The sequence below is a fragment of the Embleya sp. NPDC050493 genome (assembly GCF_044458105.1).
In the GTDB taxonomy this organism is placed as follows: Bacteria; Actinomycetota; Actinomycetes; order Streptomycetales; family Streptomycetaceae; genus Embleya.
This window is the reverse complement of sequence record NZ_JBITHP010000026.1, coordinates 52,159-70,973: the sequence shown is the minus strand read 5'-3', so window position 1 is coordinate 70,973 and position 18,815 is coordinate 52,159. Positions and strand designations below refer to the sequence as shown.

Annotated in this window: 15 protein-coding genes; 8 read left to right on the top strand and 7 right to left on the bottom strand. The window is 69.2% G+C overall.

Going from position 1 to position 18,815, the window contains the following annotated elements; translation table 11 throughout:
* Nucleotides 1-40: 40 nt before the first annotated feature.
* Nucleotides 41-583 (top strand): hypothetical protein, encoded by a 543-nt coding sequence (locus ACIBM5_RS36135; protein WP_396010942.1) that lies wholly within the window; start codon nucleotides 41-43, stop codon nucleotides 581-583.
* A gap of 596 nt (nucleotides 584-1,179) precedes the next feature.
* Complete coding sequence (locus ACIBM5_RS36130) at nucleotides 1,180-1,563, top strand: DUF6542 domain-containing protein (protein WP_396010941.1); 384 nt, start codon at nucleotides 1,180-1,182, stop codon at nucleotides 1,561-1,563.
* A 167-nt stretch (nucleotides 1,564-1,730) separates the two neighbouring features.
* Here ACIBM5_RS36130 and ACIBM5_RS36125 read toward each other — a convergent pair whose 3' ends face one another.
* Nucleotides 1,731-2,684: a 4-hydroxy-3-methylbut-2-enyl diphosphate reductase gene (locus ACIBM5_RS36125; RefSeq protein ID WP_391586738.1), complete on the bottom strand. Its 954-nt coding sequence runs from the start codon at nucleotides 2,682-2,684 to the stop codon at nucleotides 1,731-1,733.
* 183 nt (nucleotides 2,685-2,867) lie between these two features.
* On the opposite strand from ACIBM5_RS36125, the gene ACIBM5_RS36120 reads away from it, so the two are divergent.
* The gene (locus tag ACIBM5_RS36120) at nucleotides 2,868-3,959 is read left to right on the top strand and encodes an acyltransferase (protein WP_396010940.1); all 1,092 of its coding nucleotides are present in this window, start codon (nucleotides 2,868-2,870) and stop codon (nucleotides 3,957-3,959) included.
* A gap of 48 nt (nucleotides 3,960-4,007) precedes the next feature.
* On the opposite strand, the gene ACIBM5_RS36115 is transcribed toward ACIBM5_RS36120, so the two are convergent.
* Complete coding sequence (locus ACIBM5_RS36115; RefSeq protein ID WP_396010938.1) at nucleotides 4,008-5,045, bottom strand: alpha/beta hydrolase family esterase; 1,038 nt, start codon at nucleotides 5,043-5,045, stop codon at nucleotides 4,008-4,010.
* 168 nt (nucleotides 5,046-5,213) lie between these two features.
* Between ACIBM5_RS36115 and ACIBM5_RS36110 the strand changes: the two genes are divergently transcribed.
* Both ACIBM5_RS36110 and ACIBM5_RS36105 read left to right on the top strand, forming a co-directional pair.
* Nucleotides 5,214-5,705: a (deoxy)nucleoside triphosphate pyrophosphohydrolase gene (locus ACIBM5_RS36110; protein WP_396010937.1), complete on the top strand. Its 492-nt coding sequence runs from the start codon at nucleotides 5,214-5,216 to the stop codon at nucleotides 5,703-5,705.
* A gap of 24 nt (nucleotides 5,706-5,729) precedes the next feature.
* A complete protein-coding gene (locus tag ACIBM5_RS36105; protein WP_396010936.1) occupies nucleotides 5,730-8,183 on the top strand; it encodes a SpoIIE family protein phosphatase in 2,454 nt (817 codons plus the stop codon).
* A gap of 148 nt (nucleotides 8,184-8,331) precedes the next feature.
* On the opposite strand, the gene ACIBM5_RS36100 is transcribed toward ACIBM5_RS36105, so the two are convergent.
* From ACIBM5_RS36100 to ACIBM5_RS36080, 5 genes are all read right to left on the bottom strand, one after another.
* Nucleotides 8,332-9,090 (bottom strand): succinate dehydrogenase/fumarate reductase iron-sulfur subunit, encoded by a 759-nt coding sequence (locus tag ACIBM5_RS36100; RefSeq protein WP_396010935.1) that lies wholly within the window; start codon nucleotides 9,088-9,090, stop codon nucleotides 8,332-8,334.
* A complete protein-coding gene (locus ACIBM5_RS36095; protein WP_396010933.1) occupies nucleotides 9,090-11,018 on the bottom strand; it encodes a fumarate reductase/succinate dehydrogenase flavoprotein subunit in 1,929 nt (642 codons plus the stop codon). Before ACIBM5_RS36095 ends, ACIBM5_RS36100 begins: the two co-directional genes overlap by 1 nt.
* A gap of 85 nt (nucleotides 11,019-11,103) precedes the next feature.
* A complete protein-coding gene (locus tag ACIBM5_RS36090; protein ID WP_391586744.1) occupies nucleotides 11,104-11,925 on the bottom strand; it encodes a hypothetical protein in 822 nt (273 codons plus the stop codon).
* 4 nt (nucleotides 11,926-11,929) lie between these two features.
* Nucleotides 11,930-12,253 carry a hypothetical protein gene (locus ACIBM5_RS36085; protein ID WP_396010932.1) on the bottom strand — a complete coding sequence of 108 codons (324 nt, stop codon included), beginning with the start codon at nucleotides 12,251-12,253 and terminating at the stop codon, nucleotides 11,930-11,932.
* A 274-nt stretch (nucleotides 12,254-12,527) separates the two neighbouring features.
* The gene (locus ACIBM5_RS36080; RefSeq protein WP_396010931.1) at nucleotides 12,528-13,337 is read right to left on the bottom strand and encodes a hypothetical protein; all 810 of its coding nucleotides are present in this window, start codon (nucleotides 13,335-13,337) and stop codon (nucleotides 12,528-12,530) included.
* Nucleotides 13,338-13,539: 202 nt separating this feature from the next.
* On the opposite strand from ACIBM5_RS36080, the gene typA reads away from it, so the two are divergent.
* The 3 genes from typA to ACIBM5_RS36065 all read left to right on the top strand — a co-directional run bounded on the left by typA (nucleotide 13,540) and on the right by ACIBM5_RS36065 (nucleotide 18,670).
* Entirely contained in the window at nucleotides 13,540-15,405 is a 1,866-nt protein-coding gene (gene typA / locus ACIBM5_RS36075; protein WP_396010930.1) for a translational GTPase TypA, read from the top strand.
* Between the two features lie 325 nt (nucleotides 15,406-15,730).
* Entirely contained in the window at nucleotides 15,731-16,774 is a 1,044-nt protein-coding gene (locus ACIBM5_RS36070) for an ABC transporter permease (RefSeq protein ID WP_391586748.1), read from the top strand.
* A gap of 132 nt (nucleotides 16,775-16,906) precedes the next feature.
* Nucleotides 16,907-18,670, top strand: a complete 1,764-nt coding sequence (locus tag ACIBM5_RS36065; RefSeq protein WP_396010929.1) for an ABC transporter substrate-binding protein — start codon at nucleotides 16,907-16,909, stop codon at nucleotides 18,668-18,670.
* Nucleotides 18,671-18,815: the final 145 nt, after the last annotated feature.

Sequence of the window (18,815 nt, the reverse complement as noted above, 5' to 3'; positions counted from 1 at the left end):
CCTGGTTTCGTACGACGGCCACTCAACGACGGGGACATCGATGAGCCGCACCTCGAACACCAGCCACAACCGCAGGCAGCTGATGGACGGCGTCCTGTGGGAGTCCAAACCGATGCGGATCCTGTTGCTCACCGCGTTCGTCCCGGTCGCGCTCGGCCTGTTCGACGTGGCCGGCCTCGGGCTGCCGACCGTCGTGGCCTTCGCGCTCTACGGCGGGCTCGGCCTCTTCGTCCTGCTCGGCTTCGCGCTCTACCAGTATCGCAAGTTGTCGATCGGGCCCAACGGTCTGGTTTTCCACGGCCTGTTCCGTACCCGCGGCCTGCGTTGGGAGGAGATCTCCGCGGTCGAGGTCAAGCTCAAGGGTAACGGTGGGGATACGCACTGCTACGCCGTCGTGCGCTGCGAGATGCGTGCCGGTGGCCGGAAGCAGCACACGATCAACTTCCTGGACAAGGGGATGTTGCCCTATCTGGCCGTGGACCTGCGTCGGTACGCGGCGTCCCGCGGCATCCCGGTCCAGGTCAAGAGCTCCGACGAGGTGGTCCGTGCGGTGGAGCTGGTGGAAAGCGGCGCCCAGGTGTGACCTCCGGCCCTCGGACCGGACCCGGGCCCTCGACCCGGCCTCGGCCCCTGACCCGGCTCCGGCCGCCGCCCGAGACCCACCCAATCCGAACCCCCACGGCCGCCGTGCCCGCCCCGCCCCCGGCGGCCCCGCGCGACCGTGGGCCGGAATTGCTCGCCCGAAACCGCCACCAATCCCGCCCGAACAAGCGTCCTCCCTGGTGAACCCCGAGGAATCGGGGCAGGAACGGATCGGTCGAGGACGAGGTGAGCGGCGACCGGGCGGACGGTTCGACACAGACGGGGTGAGGTTTTTCGTGTTCTTGGGCGGGTTTGACCGTGATGCGGCAATACCGTGTGTGGATGGAACAGCGCAGCCGAGCGGGAGCGCGTCCCGTACCGACCCGGAACCCACCGAAACGGCCTCCCGTGCCGGCACCGGGACGAGGTGAGGCCGTGCGCCGTCGACCCGACCCGTCCGCCCCGCCGCCCGCGACGCCGGCGGGCGGCCGCGAGATGCCCCCGGGCCGGAACGGGAGCCACCCGGCCCGGGCACAGGCCCGACCGCGTCGGCCCGCCCCACCGCGCCGGGCGAACGGTGCCCCGGGCGGCTCGCGGATGTCCGGCAGCAGCCTGACCGCCGCGGGCGCGGCCGTGTTCGGATTCGGCGGCACACTGCTCGGCGGCCTCGTCGATCACCTGGCGACCGACGAACTCGGCTTCGTGTTCGGCTTCGCGTTCCTGCTCAGCTCGGTGTTCGTGGCCTGGAAGGTACGCACCCAGGACTGGATCGCCGCGATCATCACGCCCCCGATCGCGTTCGCCGCGACCGTCGTGCTCGTGAGCACGTTCCTGGGCGCCGACACCCAGGAGACCTATCTCTCCCGGGTGGGCCTGGACCTGATCACCGCGCTGTCCTTCAAGGCCGGCCTGCTGTGGGGCGGTACCGCCCTGGCCGGCGTCGTCGTCCTGGTCAAACGCCGAGCGGCCGACCACCACTGATCCGAGTGCGCCCCGGCCCACGACGGCGCGGGGCCCGTCCGATCGCTCGGACCGGCCCACAGCACGACTCTTCGGTTCTTCGATCCCGCGACGATCCCGCGACGCTCCATCCGACTCCGGGTCCGGGTTCGGTTCCTGAGCCGACCCGACTCCGGTTCGCCCGCCCCTCAGGTGTTGCGCAGATCCCGGCGCAGCTCCTGCGGCAGCGCGAACTGCAGCCGTTCCTCGACCGACCGGTGGATGTGCACGTCGGCGAAGCCGCGCTCGGCCAGCCACGCGAGCACGCCGTCCACGAGCACCTCGGGCACCGACGCGCCGGAGGTGACGCCGACCGTGCCGACCCCCTCCAGCCACTCGTCCTTCAGCTCTTCCGCGTAGTCGACCAGGTACGACGCCCGGGCGCCCGCCTCCAGTGCGACCTCGACCAGGCGCACCGAGTTGGACGAGTTGGTCGAGCCGACCACGATCACCAGGTCGGACTCGGCGGCGATCTGCTTCACCGCGACCTGGCGGTTCTGCGTCGCGTAGCAGATGTCGTCGCTCGGCGGGTCCATCAGCAGCGGGAGCTTCTTGCGCAGCTCCTTGACCGTGGCGACGGTCTCGTCCACGGACAGCGTGGTCTGGGAGAGCCAGGCCACCTTCGACGGGTCGCGCACCTCGACGTTCGCGACGCCCTCGGGGCCGTCCACCAGGTGGATGTGATCGGGCGCCTCACCGGCGGTGCCGATCACCTCCTCGTGACCCTCGTGGCCGATCAGGAGGATGTCGTAGCCCTCCTCGGCGAAGCGCACGGCCTCCTTGTGCACCTTGGTCACGAGCGGACACGTGGCGTCGATCGTGCGCAGCGAGCGGGCCGCCGCCTCCTCGTGCACCACGGGAGCCACACCGTGGGCGGAGAAGACGACCGTGGCGCCCTCGGGCACCTCCGCCGTCTCGTCCACGAAGATCGCCCCGCGCTTCTCCAGCGTCTCGACGACGTATTTGTTGTGCACGATCTGCTTGCGCACGTACACCGGCGCACCGTACAGATCGAGGGCCTTCTCGACGGTCTCGACGGCTCGGTCGACGCCCGCGCAGTACCCCCGGGGGGCGGCGAGCAGGACGCGGCTGGTTGACGACATGGATCCATCGTACGGGCGCTCCCGGGTGATCCACCCGGCTCCGCGCGGCATAGCGCACGTAATAGGGTCCTTTGTCGGAGCCGGCCTTCGAAGCGTCGCGCCTCCCGGGTCCCGATCCGTCAAGCCACCGAGACGTCCCGGACCGGACCCGGCCCGCCCACGCCGTCCACGGGAAGACGTCGGATGCCCTTCAGCTCAGCGGAACGGCCCGGAAACGACACCTCCCGCCGATCGGAGCCCGCGAAGCGGCGCCGGGTCAGCTGGGACCTCCTGCGGGTGGCGTTCGTGGCGCTGGTGCTGCTGTTCCACGGCACCTACCTGGCCCGGCAGTGGCACCCCGAACTGGTCGCCCGCCCGTTCGTCTTTCCGTACCAGTTGGGCGCGAGCCTGCTCCTGGTGGTCTCCGGCTACTTCGCCGCGGTCTCGCTGCGCAGGGGCGACGTGGTCCGCTGGTGGGTCGGCCGGATGGCGCGCATGTTGCCCGCCTTCTTCGTCGGCGTACTGGGTACCTCGCTGTTCCTGCGGTTGTGCGCACCCCCGGGGTGGTACGCGCCGAGCCTGCCCGACGTGCTCGCCAATCTGGCCATGTTGTGGAACTGGAAACCGCAGTCGTACACCTATGTGGACGCGGCCTATTGGACGATTCCGCTGCAACTGTTGTGGTTCACCGCGATCTTCGCGCTGTGGCGCGCACGGCGGGTGCACGGCGACGCGACGGTGCGCACGCTGTGGCTGGTGGTGTGCCTCGAACTGGTCCTGTTACCGCCCCGGTTGCACCTGCAGTCGGAGGCGTTCCGCACCCTCTACGACGGGTTCGGGCTGTACCGCGTGCACCTGTTCGTGGCGGGCATCGCCGTGCAGTTGTGGTCGCGGCGCCGGATCCGCGGCCCGCACGCGGTGTTCCTGCTCGGCGCGTGCGCGTTCGTCCACCTGTGCCAGACCCGGCACCCGTCCTGGACGGTCGGGCTGGTGCTGGGCATCGGCGCGATCTGCGTCGCGGCCCTGGGCCCGGACTGGGACCGGTTCCTGCCCGCGTGGGTGGCCCGGCTCGCACAGTGGACGGCCGGCATCACGTACGCGATGTATCTGGTGCACCAGTCGATCGGCTATGTGGTGATGCGCCGGCTCCAGGACCACGGCGTGGGCGCGACGGGTCAGCTGCTCGCGCTGGGTGTACTGGCCGTGCTGCTCGGCTGGCTGCTCACGGTGCTGGTGGAGCGCCCCGCGCATCGCGCGATCATGCGCGGCTTCGACCGGTTGCGGCCGACCCCCTGAGCGGCGACGGGCCGGCGCTCGGCGGCGGTGTGTGCGTCGGAGCGAGGGTCAGAGCCGGTACCTGGAGAAGAACGCCCACATCAGTTCATTGGCCGAGATCTCCTGGTTGATCCGGCCGAACCCGCGCACCTCGGTGCCCGCCGCGCCCGGCCAGGTGTGTCCCGCGTCGGACTGGGTGTACAGGACCACCGTCGCGCCGCCCGCACAGCCGGTGTACGCGGTGCGCTCGACGTGGCGGGACACGCGCGTACGCACCGGCGTGCCCGGGCAGTCGTCGATCGCGGCCCAGCGCCGCACCGCGTCGGTCACCGGGTAGGTCCAGCGCGACGCGATCCCGCCCTCGTAGGGGTTGGCCTGGTCGGCCAGGCCGTGCAGGGTCAGCACCGGGACCGGTCGGATCGGTCGGCACGGCGCCGGCCGGGCGCCGTCGGTGCCGTCCGCACGCAGACCCGCGACCGGGGCGATGGCCGCTATCCGCCGACTGAGCGTGCAGCCCAGCAGCGAGGTCATCCGGGCGCCGCCGGAGAACCCGGTCGCGTACACACGCCGATCGTCCAGGCACAACGAGCGGTCCAGCGCGTCCAGCGTGGCGCCGACGAAGCCGACCTCGTCCCGGCCGCCGACCGCGGCCGGGTGTCCGCCGTACAGCGGCACGCCGGGGATGTTCCAGGCCCGCCCGCCGGTCGAGCCCGGATAGCCCAGACCGCCCTCCGGGACCGCGACCACGAAACCGTAGCGCTCGGCGGACGCGCCCATGCCGGTGATCGCCATCTGCGCCGTGCCGGTGCTGTTGCTGCCGTGCAGGTTGAGCACCAGCGGTCGCGGATCCGCGCCGTCGTAACTCTGCGGGACGTACGCCTGGACCCGGTAGGTCTCGCCGGAGAAGGACACCGGGACGCTCACCCAGCCCTGTCGGTCCCGCCCGTTGCACCCGGTGTCCGCGGCGGCCGATCCGGTGAAGCCGGCCGGGTCGGCCTGGCGGGCGGTCAGCCGGGCCGGCGCGAACACCGCGAGCACCGCGGCGACCGCGGCGAACACCGCGAGCATCCGGGCCACCCGCAGGCCCGCGCACCGGGATCCCGCCACAGCCACCCCACCTCGTTCGGCGATCCGGGTCCGGATCCGGTTCGTTTCGGGAACCCATGCATTTCGGAAAACACATGTGTTTCGCAAGCATGTCCCCGAACTCAGACGTTCGCGAACCGTCAAAGGTTGCCGCATGCGACGACCGCTCGGCACGTAGAGTTGTCCGCCATGACCGGGACCCGCATCGTCGTCGGCGCCGCGATCCTCCACCGAGGGCGCGTACTGGCCGCGTGCCGCAGCGCGCCGGCCGAGTTGGCGGGTGGTTGGGAGTTCCCCGGCGGCAAGGTCGAACCGGGCGAGAGCGAGTCCGCCGCGCTGGTGCGCGAGTGCCGCGAGGAGCTCGGCGCGACCGTGCGACCGGTTCGCCGACTGCCCGGGGCGTGGCCGCTCGCCCGGGGGTATGTACTGCACGTGTGGCTCGCCGACCTGGTCGCGGGCGAGCCCCGGGCGCTCCAGGATCACTCGGCGCTGCGCTGGCTGGGCCCGGACGAGATGTCCGACCTGGCCTGGCTGGCACCGGATCGCCCGGCGGCGGAACTGGTCGCCGTCGAGTTGGGCGGGCACGACGCACGGGAGCCGACAGCGCGTTCGGGGGCGGTGCGGCCGCACCCGGGGGCCGGGCTTGAGAACGTGATCAACCGGGAAAACGGTCCGGAGTAGCAGCGACAAAGGGATCCGCCGTCCATGGAGCAGCGCCGACAAGCCGACCGGAATCCGGGGGACCCTGCCCGGCGATCCTCGGCGCCCGGATCCCTCTTCGACCTCGTCCCGTCGGCCACGTGGGTGCTCGACGCCGACGGCCGGATCGTGATGTGGAGCGCCGCCGCCGAGCAGCTGTTCGGCTACCGGCGCGAGGACATCCTCGGCGCCCGCGCGGTCGACCTGGTGCATCCGCCGCTCACCGCCGCGCAGGAGGCGGCCACCCAGCAGGCGGTCGCGGGCGCGGACGTCTTCGCCGGCCTGTACACGATGCGCCGCGGCGACGGCACGCTGTGCACGGTCGAGTCGCGCGCGGCCTTCGCCGAGGACCTGGCCGGGAACCGCTACGTCCTGATCACCTCGATGGACTCGACGGTGGTGCGCAAGGTCGAGGCGGACCTGGCGATCCGCGAGGCGCTGTTCGACCAGTCGCCGATCGGGGTGGGCATCTTCGACGCCGACCTGCGCTACGTCGCGGTCAACGACGCGCTCGCCGCGATCAACCGGACTCCCGCCGAGGAGCACATCGGGCGCCGGCTCGAAGAGGTCCGTCCGGGGATGGACACCGAGCGGGTGCGCACGATCCAACAGCGCGTCCTGGAGACCGGCGAGCCCGTGGTCGACTCGCGGATCTTCGGTCCGATCCCCACCGACGGCAGCCCGCGCACCGTGTGGTCGATGTCGTACAACCGCCTGGAGGCGCCCGGCGGCCGGATCCTGGGCATCAGTTGCTCGCTGATCGACGTGACCGAGCGGCACTACGCGATGGTCAAGGTGGACGCCGCGCGCAAGCGCCTCGCGCTGCTGAACGAGGCCGGCACCCGGCTCGGCGCCACGTTGGACATCCCCCGGATCGCCGAGGAGCTGACCGCGTCGGTGGTGCCCGGCTTCGCCGATCTGGCCGCCGTGGACCTGCTGGAGGCGATCGTCCGGGGCGAGGAGATCCCGCCCGGCGCGCACGCCGAGAAGGCCCGGCTGCAACGGGTCGCCTCGCGCGGCGCGCGCCCGGGGCGGTACACCGACGAACTGCTCCGCCAGGGCAGCACGCTGGTCTACGCGGCCGACTCGACGTTCGGTCGCTGTCTGCGCACGGGCGGCTCGTACCTGATGCGCAACGTGCAGGACGACATGTACGACGAGCTGATCCACGACCCGGGCCGGGCCGAGGCCGCCCGCGCGCTGGGCCTGCACACCATGATCGTGGTCCCGCTCAGCGCCCGCGGGGTGGTGCTCGGCACGATGTTGCTCGGGCGCGGCGAGGGCCGGCCGGCGTTCGACCCGGACGACCTCACGCTCGCCACCGAACTGGGCGCGCGAGCGGCCGTGTCGGTGGACAACGCGCGGCTGTACCACCACCAGCGGGAGACCGCGGTGATGCTCCAGCGGAGCCTGTTGCCGCAGAACCTGCCGGAGTTGCCGGGCATCTCGGTCGCGCACCGCTACCTGCCGGGCAGTTCGGTGACCGAGGTGGGCGGCGACTGGTACGACGTGATCCCGCTGTCGGGCGGGCGGATCGGGCTCGTGGTCGGCGACGTGATGGGGCACGGTGTGCACGCGGCGGCGGTGATGGGCCAGCTGCGCACCGCGGTGCGCACGCTCGCGGGCCTGGAACTGCCGCCGGCCGAGGTGCTCGGGCACTTGGACGACATCGTGGTGGGGCTCGGCGAGTTGCACTACGCGACGTGTGTCTACGTGGTCTACGACCCGGTGGCGCGCACCTGCGAGTTCGCCAGCGCGGGCCACATGCCGCCGGTGCTGGTGCCGACGGGCGGGCGACCGCGCGTGATCGACAACCCGCCCGGCACGGTCCTGGGCGTGGGCGGCATCGGCTTCGAGCAGGGCGATTTCGCGGTCGAGTCGGGCAGCACGCTGGTGCTGTACACCGACGGCCTGGTGGAGACCCGGGACCGCTCCCTCGACGTGGGCATCAACCTGCTGTGCGATGCGATGGCGGGGCCGCCGGGCACACTGGAGCAGGTCGCCGACAAGATCCTGGCCGACGTGCACGAGGAGCCCGGCTTCGACGACGTGGCCCTGCTCGTGGCCCGCCTGGACGCGCTCGCCGAGGACTCGGTGGCGTCCTGGTGGCTGCCGGCCGAACCCGCCGTGGTCTCCCGCGCCCGGGAGCTCGGCCGCAAGACCCTCTCCGAGTGGGGCCTGGACGCCCTGATCGACATCACCGAGCTGCTGGTCAGCGAACTGGTCACGAACGCACTCCGGTACGGCGCCGGCCCGATCCGACTCCGCCTGCTGCGCGGTCGGGCGCTCCTGTGCGAGGTCGCCGACGCGGGCACCACGCTGCCACGGATGCGCGAGGCGGAGGACACCGACGAGGGCGGCCGCGGCCTCCAACTGGTCAACCAACTCGCGGAACGCTGGGGCAGCCGAAAATCCGGCCACGGCAAGACGGTCTGGTTCGAACTCCCGCTGCCGGAGTAGCCGTTGCCGGCGGGCGAGGAGCCTTCGCGCGACCGAGGCGGGCCGGCGAAGCGAGGACGTGTCGCGCGGGTGCCGTGCGTCGGTCCGGGCCGACCGGCTGTTTCCGGCCGGCCCGGGTGACGACGCTCGACCCGGAGCGGAGGGCTCGTCAGTCCCCCGACCCCCGCCGCCGGATCTTGTTGCCCAGCCACACCAGCGGGTCGTACTTGCGGTCCGCCACCCGCTCCTTCATCGGAATCAGCGCGTTGTCGGTGATGTGGATGTTCTCGGGACACACGTCCGTACAACACTTGGTGATGTTGCACAGCCCCAGGCCGTGCTCCTCCTGGGCGGCCTTCTGTCGGTCCGCGACGTCCAGGGGGTGCATGTCCAACTCGGCGATCCGCATCAGGAAGCGCGGGCCGGAGAAGGCCGGCTTGTTGTCCTCGAAGTCACGGATGACGTGGCAGGTGTTCTGGCACAGGAAGCACTCGATGCACTTGCGGAACTCCTGCGAACGCTCGACGTCGACCTGCTGCATCCGGTACTCGCCCGGCTTCAGGTCCGCCGGCGGGGTGAACGAGGGCACCTGCCGGGCCTTGGCGTAGTTGAACGACACGTCGGTGACCAGGTCGCGGATCACCGGGAACGTGCGCATCGGGGTGACCGTGACCACCTCCTCCGGCGTGAACGTGCTCATCCGGGTCATGCACAGCAGCCGGGGGCGGCCGTTGATCTCCGCGCTGCACGAACCGCACTTGCCCGCCTTGCAGTTCCAGCGCACCGCGAGATCCGGGGCCTGGGTGGCCTGGAGGCGGTGGATGATGTCGAGGACGACCTCGCCCTCGTTCACCTCGACCTTGAAGTCGCGCAGCTCGCCGCCGTCGACGTCGCCGCGCCAGATGCGAAAGTCCGCCTTGTAGGACATCAGCCGTCCTCCCCGGGAAGTTCTGCGTCGGTCAGATACTTCTTCAGCTCGTCGCGCTCGAAGAGTTCGAGCAGGTCGGCGCGCATCGGCACGGCCTCGCTCCGGGTCAGGGCCACGGACAGGTGTTCCGCGTCCGGGTCGACGATCGAGCACGCGAGCACCACCCGACGCCACTCGGCCGACATCGCCGGGAAGTCGTCGCGGGTGTGCCCGCCCCGGCTCTCCCGGCGTTCCAGTGCCGAGCGCGCCACGCACTCGCAGACCAGCAACATGTTCCGCAGGTCCAGGGCCAGGTGCCAGCCCGGGTTGTACTGCCGATGGCCCTCCACGCCGGCCTTGGCCGCGCGCGCCTTGAGCTCCTCCAGGCGGGTCAGCGCCTCGGTCATCTCGCCCTCTCGGCGGATGATGCCGACCAGGTCGTTCATGGTCTGCTGGAGCTCCTGGTGGACCGTGTACGGGTTCTCCGCGCTCTCCACCGCGAACGGGGCCAGAGCCTCGGCGGCGGCCGCGTCGATCTGCGCCTCGGCGGGCTCGCGCCGCTCCTCGCCGATTCCCTCGGCGTAGCGCGCCGCGTGCTCGCCCGCGCGCCGGCCGAACACCAGCAGGTCGGACAGTGAGTTGCCGCCGAGCCGATTGCTGCCGTGCATGCCGCCGGCGACCTCACCGGCCGCGTACAGGCCGAGCACGCCCGGCGTCGCCGCGGTGTCCGGATCCACCGCGATCCCGCCCATCACGTAGTGGCAGGTGGGCCCGACCTCCATCGCCTCGGCGGTGATGTCCACGTCGGCCAGTTCCTTGAACTGGTGGTACATCGACGGCAGTTTGCGGCGGATCTCCTCGGTGCCGCCCGCCATCCGGCCCACCACGGTCAGGAACACCCCGCCGTGCGGCGAGCCGCGGCCCGCCTTGACCTCGGAGTTGATCGCGCGCGCCACCTCGTCCCGGGGCAGCAGCTCGGGCGGGCGCTTGTTGTTCTCCTGGTCGGTGTACCAACGGTCGCCCTCGGCCTCGGACTTGGCGTACTTCTCCTTGAACACGTCCGGGATGTAGTCGAACATGAACCGCTTGCCCTCGGAGTTGAGCAGGACCCCGCCGTCGCCGCGCACCGACTCGGTGACCAGGATGCCCTTCACCGACGGCGGCCAGACCATGCCGGTCGGGTGGAACTGGACGAACTCCATGTTGATCAGCGGCGCCCCCGCGAGCAGCGCGAGGGCCTGCCCGTCGCCGGTGTACTCCCACGAGTTCGAGGTCACCTTGAAGCCCTTGCCGATCCCGCCGGTGGCGAGCACGACGGCCGGTGCGTCGAAGACGGTGAAGCGGCCCGACTCGCGCCAGTAGCCGAATGCGCCGGTGATCCGGTTGCCGGTGTCGGAACCGGCGTCCGGGACGGTCAACAGACGGGTGATGGTGCACTCCTGGAAGACCTTCAGCCGCGCCTCGGGGTCGCCGAACTCGCGCTCGTCCTGCTGTTGCAGGGCGACGATCTGCTGCTGCAGGGTGCGGATCAGTTCCAACCCGGTGCGGTCGCCGACGTGCGCCAGTCGCGGGTACTCGTGGCCGCCGAAGTTGCGCTGGCTGATCCGGCCGTCCGCGGTGCGGTCGAACAGCGCGCCCCAGGACTCCAACTCCCAGACCCGGTCGGGTGCTTCCTTGGCATGCAGTTCGGCCATCCGCCAGTGGTTGAGGAACTTGCCGCCACGCATCGTGTCGCGGAAGTGCACCTTCCAGCTGTCCTGCGAGTTCACGTTGCCCATCGAGGCGGCGATGCCGCCCTCGGCCATCACCGTATGGGCCTTGCCGAACAGCGACTTGCAGACGACGGCGGTACGCATGCCGCGCATGCGGGCCTCGATCGCGGCCCGCAACCCGGCGCCGCCCGCGCCGATCACGACCACGTCGTACGAATGACGTTCCACTTCGGACACGAGGGCAACTCCTGTACTGGGCTGGGCAGATGTACGGGGTCGGGCAGGTGCGGAGGGTTTCGCGGCCCGAGGGCGAGCCGGTCGCTCAGAAGAAGCGGGGGTCGTCGAAGACGTTGCTCGCGACCAGGTACACGTACAGGTCGGCCAGCGCGACGCTGAACAGCGAGGCCCAGGCCAGTTCCATGTGTCGGCCGTTGAGCCTGCTGACGTAGCCCCACAAGCGGTAGCGCACCGGGTGCTTGGAGAAGTGCTTGAGCTTGCCGCCGACGATGTGTCGGCACGAGTGGCAGGAGAGCGTGTACGCCCAGATCAGCAGGACGTTCGCGAGCAGCACCAGGGTGCCGAGCCCCATGTGCCCCCAGGCGCCGTGCTCGTCGCGGAAGGCGATCAGTACGTCCCAGGACAGGATCACCGCCACCACGCCGGCGAAGTAGAAGAAGTAGCGGTGGATGTTCTGCATGATCAGCGGGAACCGGGTCTCGCCCGAGTACCTGCCGCGCGGCTCGGGGACCGCGCACGCCGACGGCGACGCCCAGAACCCCCGGTAGTACGCCTTGCGGTAGTAGTAGCAGGTCAGCCGGAAGCCCAGCGGGAAGATCAGGATCAGCAGCGCCGGGGACAACCCCCACCAGTCGCCGAACAGCGGCGCGTTGGCGCTCATCGGCATGCTGTCGCACTTGGATGCCAGACACGGCGAGTAGAACGGCGACACGTACGGCTCGGCGAAGTAGTCGTCGTTCGCGAACGCGCGCCAGGTCGAGTAGACGATGAACGCGGACAGGATGGCCACCGTCACCGCCGGCGAGAGCCACCAGCGGTCCGTGCGCAGATGCCGGGCCTGGATTTGGGCCCGGCCGGGCGCGTTGGTGCCGGTGCTGCCGGCGGGTCCCGTCGTCCCTGTAGCCAAGACGTCACCTTCCTGTTCGGTGGGGCGGACGCATGCCGCCCACACCTTCGTCGTCCGCGTCCGCGAAGAGGACCGGGTCGTAAGGCAGGTCGGACATCACTTCGACCGGCGTCGGGACGGGAGCGTCCGCCGGTTCGCTCTCGGCGACCGTCTCGGCCAGGAAAGCGAGACTGGTTCGGGCCCGTTCCACGTCGTCGCAGAGTCTGCGAACGCCGTATGTGTCGCCGAGCGTGCGGCGCAGCGCGCGCGCCGCGCGTGCCAGATCGTCGAGCCTGCGCCTGGCCTGGGCCAGGTCCTCGTGCGCCCGAGTCGTCAAGATCGCGCTCACCTCCTGCTTTTCCGGCGCCACGTCGTCGGGGGGCCGGCGGATGGGGATGGTGTTGCGGACTTGCCATTGATTCCCGAGGTGGGAACGTCGGCAGTCTGGCGCGAACGATCAATCAAAGGAAAGTGTTTCGTGGATCTGATGGGTCACAGATCGGAAAAACGTGATCACCGAAACAAAGATCACCGGAATTCGATCTTCGATAAACAAGATCGAATTCCGGTGATCAGGTCGAACGGGGTTCGAATCTCTCGGCGAGGCTCGGGAAAGTCGAGGTTTAACGATCTTCCGAGCGCAATGTGGCGGCCGGGCTGGATTCCACCCGGGCGCGGGTCGCGGCGATGCGCGGACGGCCCGGAAGAATCCCCTCCGCTTCGACGAGCGCCGCGCGGGCGGCGGTGATGTCGCCCGCGGCGCAGACACACAGGGCGAACGTGCACAAGGCGTCGGCGTGACCGGCACGAGACGACCGCTTTTCCGTCCCGACGAGGCGTTTGGCGGCTCGTACCGCCTTCGTCGCATTTCCGTGCAGCACCATCAGCAGCGGCTCCTCGTCCTCGGACTCGAAGCGGATGGTCGCGCCCGACGGGTGCCGGTAGGAGTCCTCGGGCTTGCGCAGGGCCTCCTCGGCGGCGGCCAGATTGTCCGCGAGCGGCACCGTGCCCATGATCAGCGCCTGCACCATCACCTCGCCGAACAACGCGCGACCGGTGTCCCAGGCGGGATGGCTCGGACCGATGCGGTCCAGATAGGCCCGCGCGACCGCCGCCGCGGCGGCGTCGTCCGCGTGCGCCTCCAGCGCCTGGACCCGCGCGAAAGTGCGATAGGGCTCACTTTCGGGGCCCTCGGGGATGAGATCGGCCAATTGTTCGACCATGGCGACATCGCCGTCGCGATAGGCCTCGGTGGCCCGCTCGTAGAGCAGTCGGGCTCGCCCCGCCGGGGTGCCCTGGTCGGACGGTGGAGGCGTCGCGTCGGCCCCCATATCGGCCGGAACAGGTCCAAAGGTCCCGTCCGGCCGGTCCGCGGCCCGCCTGGACCACCGTTTGCGGATGCGCTCGTTGAAAGATTCGCCAGACTCGCTCACACCTACGGATTCTGCCCTGTGGGGGCCTCGAACGGCGGCCGGGCGGGCTCCGGGACCGAGCGCAGGACGCTCCTCCCCGTACGATTGACCTTGGCGCCGAGGAGGCAGGCCGGTTCGCGCGATGCTCATCGCGCGGCTGAGGAGGCTCGCGGTCGCCGGCCCGTCCGTAGCATCCCCGACTGAAGCCGAGAGACACGCAGCCGTGCCCACGCGCCATGACATCCGCAACGTCGCCATCGTCGCCCACGTCGACCACGGCAAGACCACCCTCGTCGACGCCATGCTGAAGCAGGCGGGCACGTTCAGTGCCCACCACCAGATGGACGATCGGGTGATGGACTCCAACGACTTGGAGCGCGAGAAGGGCATCACCATTCTCGCGAAGAACACCGCCGTCGCCTATCACCCCAAGGACGGTGGCCCCACGGTCACCATCAACATCATCGACACGCCCGGCCACGCCGACTTCGGCGGAGAGGTGGAGCGCGGCCTGTCGATGGTGGACGGTGTCGTGCTGCTCGTCGACGCTTCGGAAGGCCCGCTCCCGCAGACCCGTTTCGTGCTCCGCAAGGCGCTCGCGGCGAAGATGCCGGTCATCCTGTGCATCAACAAGGTCGACCGTCCCGACTCGCGCATCTCCGAGGTCGTCGACGAGACCTACGAGCTGTTCATGGACCTGGACGCGACCGAGGAGCAGATCGAGTTCCCGATCGTCTACGCGTGCGCGCGGGACGGTGTGGCCACCCTCGTACGCCCCGCAGACGGCTCCGTGCCGACCGACAGCGACAGCCTGGAGCCGTTCTTCCAGGCCATCCTGGACTCCATCCCCGCCCCGGAGTACGAGGAGGGCGCGCCGCTCCAGGCGCACGTGACCAACCTGGACGCGTCCAACTTCCTCGGCCGGATCGCGCTGTGCCGCGTGCACCAGGGCACCATCCGCAAGGGCCAGCAGGCCTCGTGGTGCCGGCACGACGGCACCATCGAGCGGGTCAAGATCACCGAGCTGCTGATGACCGACCAGCTCGAGCGCAAGCCCGCCGAGTCGGCCGGCCCCGGTGACATCATCGCCATCGCCGGCATCCCGGACATCATGATCGGCGACACCATCGCCGACCCCGAGGACCCGCGTCCGCTGCCGCTGATCACGGTGGACGAGCCCGCGATCTCGATGACCATCGGCACCAACACCTCGCCGCTGGTCGGCAAGGGCGGCAAGGGCCACAAGGTCACCGCCCGCCTGGTGAAGGACCGCCTGGAGCGCGAACTGGTCGGCAACGTGTCGCTGCGCGTGCTGCCCACCGAGCGTCCCGACACGTGGGAGGTCCAGGGCCGCGGCGAGCTCGCGCTGGCGATCCTGGTCGAGACCATGCGCCGGGAGGGCTTCGAGCTCACCGTCGGCAAGCCGCAGGTGGTCACCCGTGAGGTCAACGGCAAGATCCACGAGCCGGTGGAGCGCCTGACCATCGACTCGCCCGAGGAGTACCTCGGCGGGATCACCCAGCTCCTGGCGTCCCGCAAGGGCCGCATGGAGACCATGACCAACCACGGCACCGGCTGGATCCGGATGGAGTTCGTGGTGCCCGCGCGCGGCCTGATCGGCTTCCGTACCGAGTTCCTCACGGACACCCGGGGCACCGGCATCGCGCACAGCGTGCACGAGGGCTACGAGCCGTGGTTCGGCGAGATCCGGACCCGCAACAACGGCTCCCTGGTCGCCGACCGGGCGGGTGTCGCGACGCCGTTCGCGATGATGAACCTGCAGGAGCGCGGCCAGATGTTCGTCGAGCCGACGACCGAGGTGTACGAGGGCATGATCGTCGGCGAGAACTCGCGCGCCGACGACATGGACGTCAACATCACCAAGGAGAAGAAGCTCACCAACATGCGCTCGTCGACCTCCGACGAGACCGAGAAGCTGATCCCGCCGCGCAGGCTCTCGCTGGAGCAGGCGCTGGAGTTCTGCCGCGAGGACGAGTGCATCGAGGTGACCCCGGAGACCGTGCGCATCCGCAAGGTCGTTCTCGATCAGAAGGAGCGTGGCCGCACGGCCTCGCGCGCCAAGCGCTGATCGGTTGACGGTCGCCGTCGAGCGACCCGAAACGAGCCGGTGACCTGCGGTCGAACCCGCAGGTCACCGGCTTTTCGCATGCTGAGACCAAGTCGATATCTTTGCCCGGTTATATTCGTTATGTTGGCTATGTGAGCGAAATAATCGGTCAATAATCGATCAACTTCGAAGTTTCAAAGAAACGTAAATGTTAATTACTTTTCGTTTCAAGGTTTACTCTGACTGCCTCTTGACGTCCGGGTAATTGGGTTGCGAGAGTCCGTGCGGCCACCAAACCAAACGGCACTCGGTCGAACCCGACCTCACCTCGGGGGTATTTGCGGCAATGACCATGCAACCCCAGCTGGTCCCGGAAGCGGGCGGACCCCCGGCTTCAGGGGAACCCGGCGCGATGCTCGACAAAACGGGCGTCGGCGCCGTACCGAAAGAGATAGTGGGGCGCTCGCCGAGCCAACTGGCCTGGCGGCGCTTTCGCAAGGATCGTATCGGTATGGTCTCGACGGCCATAGTGATTTTCTTTTTCGTGATCGCTTTTGCCGCGCCCTTGATCTCCAAGCTGTACGGCAAGGACCCTTACACGCGTTACGGCCAGACCGAGCCCGGGCTGCTCAACTCTCGCGGCTTCCCGATCGCGCCCAACGGTGGCATGTCCGGGGACTACTGGTTCGGCATCGAGCCGACGCTGGGTCGGGACGTGCTGACCCAACTCGTCTACGGCATCCGGACGTCCCTGCTGCTCGCGATCATCGTGGTCCTGATCGTCACGATCACCGGCACCATCCTCGGGATCACGGCCGGCTACCTCGGCGGCCGGACCGACTACGTGATCAGCCGCGTCATCGACACCCTCCTGGCGATGCCCTCGCAGCTCTTCTTCATCGCCTTCACGCCGATCGCCCTCGCGCTGTTCGTGAGCGATCGCGAGACCACGCCGACCTGGCTCAGGGCCACCGCGCTGATCATCGTGCTGTCGCTCTTCGGCTGGACCCGGATCGCCCGGATCCTGCGCGGGCAGGTGTTGTCGATGCGTGAACGCGAGTTCATCGAAGCCGCCAAGATCAGCGGCGCGAGCTCCAGGCGGATCATCTTCCGCGAGCTCCTGCCCAACCTGTGGACCCCGATCCTGATCGTCGCGACGATCGAGGTGCCGACCTACGTCACCACCGAGGCCGCGCTCTCCTTCCTCGGCGTCGGCATGACGGAGCCGACCCCGGACTGGGGCCGGATGATCCACAAGGGCTTCGAGAACATGCAGAGCGATGTCACCTACATGGCCTTCCCGGCCGCCGCGATGGTGATCTTCGTGCTCGCCTTCAACCTCTTCGGCGACTCGGTTCGCGACGCACTGGACCCCAAGGCCAACCGGTGACCGAGCACGGTCGCCTCCCGGGTCGACGCGCATAAACCGCATCCCGTCGCGGCCTTCAAGTCTGCTTCTGGCACTTCCTGCATGTCGTAAAGCACAGCCGGGTGAACCCGGATTTTCTGATGAGGGGATTACATGAAAACGTCGGGGAAGCACCGGTTCGCCGCGTTGCTCGCAGTGGGGGCCCTCGCGGCCTCGGCATCCGCGTGCAGCAGCGGTGGCGGGGACGAGAAGGAAGAGCAGGGCAAGCCGCAGGCCAAGACCGCGGCGGTCTCCGTGGGTACGGCCGCGGACTCGAAGGGGCCCGCTCCCGAGATCCCCGGGGCCAAGAAGGGCGGGGTCGCCGGCGTCCTCAACCGCAGCGGCTTCTCCCACCTCGACCCGCAGCGCGCGTACGTCAGCAACCTGATGACCATCTCCGAACTGGTCTCCCGGCGCCTGACCTTCTACAAGAAGGAGGGCGACAAGACCACGCTCGTGGGTGACCTGGCCACCGACCCGGGCACCACCACCGACGGTGGCAAGACCTGGAAGTTCACCCTGAAGGACAACCTCAAGTACGAGGACGGTTCGCCGATCGTCGCGGCGGACGTCAAGTACGGCGTGGAGCGCTCCTTCCACAAGGCCTACAACCAGGGCCCCAAGTGGGTGCAGCAGTGGCTGACGGGCAGTGAGAACTACTTCGAGGTCTACGAGGGCCCGTTCAACGGCAAGGAGTTGGGCCCGGACAAGATCGAGGTGCCCGACGCGAAGACGATCATCTTCAAGTTGACCGAACCGCACCCCGACTTCCCCTTCGCGGTCGCCATGGGCACCTCTTCGCCGATGCCCAAGGCCAAGGAGACCAAGGACGACAACGACCGCAAGCCGTTCGCGAGCGGTCCGTACAAGGTCACCACGCACGAGCCGGACAAGGCTCTGGTCCTGGACAAGAACACGAACTGGGATCCGGCCACCGACGCGATCCGGCACCAGTACGTGGACCAGTTCAAGTTCGAGCTCGGGGTCACGGCTCCGCAGCAGTTCCAGCGGCTGACCGCCGCGGCCGGCAGTGACGCCGCCGCGTTCACCCTGAACGAGCGCCCCGACGCCAACTTCGCGCAGCAGATCGCGACCGACCCGGCACTGAAGAACCGGGTCACCGACGCCGTGGGCCCGTACACGAACCGCTGGGACATCAACAACAAGCGGATCACCGACGTCAACGTCCGCAAGGCGATGCTGACCGCGTTCCCGCGCAACTCGGCCCGACTGGCCGAGGGCGGCCCGACCGCCGGCGACTTTGCGAACTCGCTCGCGTCGGTCACCCAGCTCGGCTTCGCGCCGTACAAGAGCCTGTTCGACGGTCTGCCGCCGGACGGTGACCAGGCCAAGGCCAAGCAGATGCTGGAAGCGGCGGGCAAGGTCGGCCAGAAGGTCGTCTTCTGCTTCACCACCTCGAAGACCCAGCAGGAGCGCGCGCTGCCCATCATCGACTCGCTGAACAAGGCGGGCTTCCAGATGGAGCGCAAGGAGATCTCCGACAAGGAGTACTACGACGTCATCGGCAAGCTGGACACCCCCTGCGACCTGTACTGGGCCGGCTGGGGCGCGGACTGGCCGACCGGCGCCACCGTCTACACCCCGGTCTTCGACGGCCGCAAGATCGTCGACGACGGTGAGAACTACTCGCAGTACAACAACCCGAGCGTGAACACGGAGATCGACCGGATCCTCAAGATCACGGACGTGAACCAGCAGGCCGTCGAGTGGATGAAGCTGGACCAGAAGATCATGGAAGACGTGCCGACGATCCCGTACCTGTACCAGCGGCACCGTCTCGTCTACGGCCCGCAGATCGGTGGGGCCGGACTGAACATCCACGGTGCGATCGACCTGCACAACGTCTTCGTCAAGTAGTAGCCGTCAGCCCCTCTTCCGGTTGATCCGACGGTGAAGCGTTGGGGGGGGGGCGCCCCCCCCCGGGGGGCGCCCCCCAACCGCCAGGGCCGGGGGAACGAGCGGGCGAAAAACGGCTGAAACACCCCCGCAGGATTTGTTGGAG

What these genes read in the sequence shown, in the direction of transcription:
- ACIBM5_RS36135 (WP_396010942.1), top strand. Translation starts at nt 41, where the DNA reads ATGAGCCGCACCTCGAACACCAGCCACAACCGCAGGCAGCTGATGGAC.
- ACIBM5_RS36130 (WP_396010941.1), top strand. Translation starts at nt 1,180, where the DNA reads ATGTCCGGCAGCAGCCTGACCGCCGCGGGCGCGGCCGTGTTCGGATTC.
- ACIBM5_RS36125 (WP_391586738.1), bottom strand. Translation starts at nt 2,684, where the DNA reads ATGTCGTCAACCAGCCGCGTCCTGCTCGCCGCCCCCCGGGGGTACTGC.
- ACIBM5_RS36120 (WP_396010940.1), top strand. Translation starts at nt 2,868, where the DNA reads ATGCCCTTCAGCTCAGCGGAACGGCCCGGAAACGACACCTCCCGCCGA.
- ACIBM5_RS36110 (WP_396010937.1), top strand. Translation starts at nt 5,214, where the DNA reads ATGACCGGGACCCGCATCGTCGTCGGCGCCGCGATCCTCCACCGAGGG.
- ACIBM5_RS36105 (WP_396010936.1), top strand. Translation starts at nt 5,730, where the DNA reads ATGGAGCAGCGCCGACAAGCCGACCGGAATCCGGGGGACCCTGCCCGG.
- ACIBM5_RS36100 (WP_396010935.1), bottom strand. Translation starts at nt 9,090, where the DNA reads ATGTCCTACAAGGCGGACTTTCGCATCTGGCGCGGCGACGTCGACGGC.
- ACIBM5_RS36070 (WP_391586748.1), top strand. Translation starts at nt 15,731, where the DNA reads ATGACCATGCAACCCCAGCTGGTCCCGGAAGCGGGCGGACCCCCGGCT.
- ACIBM5_RS36065 (WP_396010929.1), top strand. Translation starts at nt 16,907, where the DNA reads ATGAAAACGTCGGGGAAGCACCGGTTCGCCGCGTTGCTCGCAGTGGGG.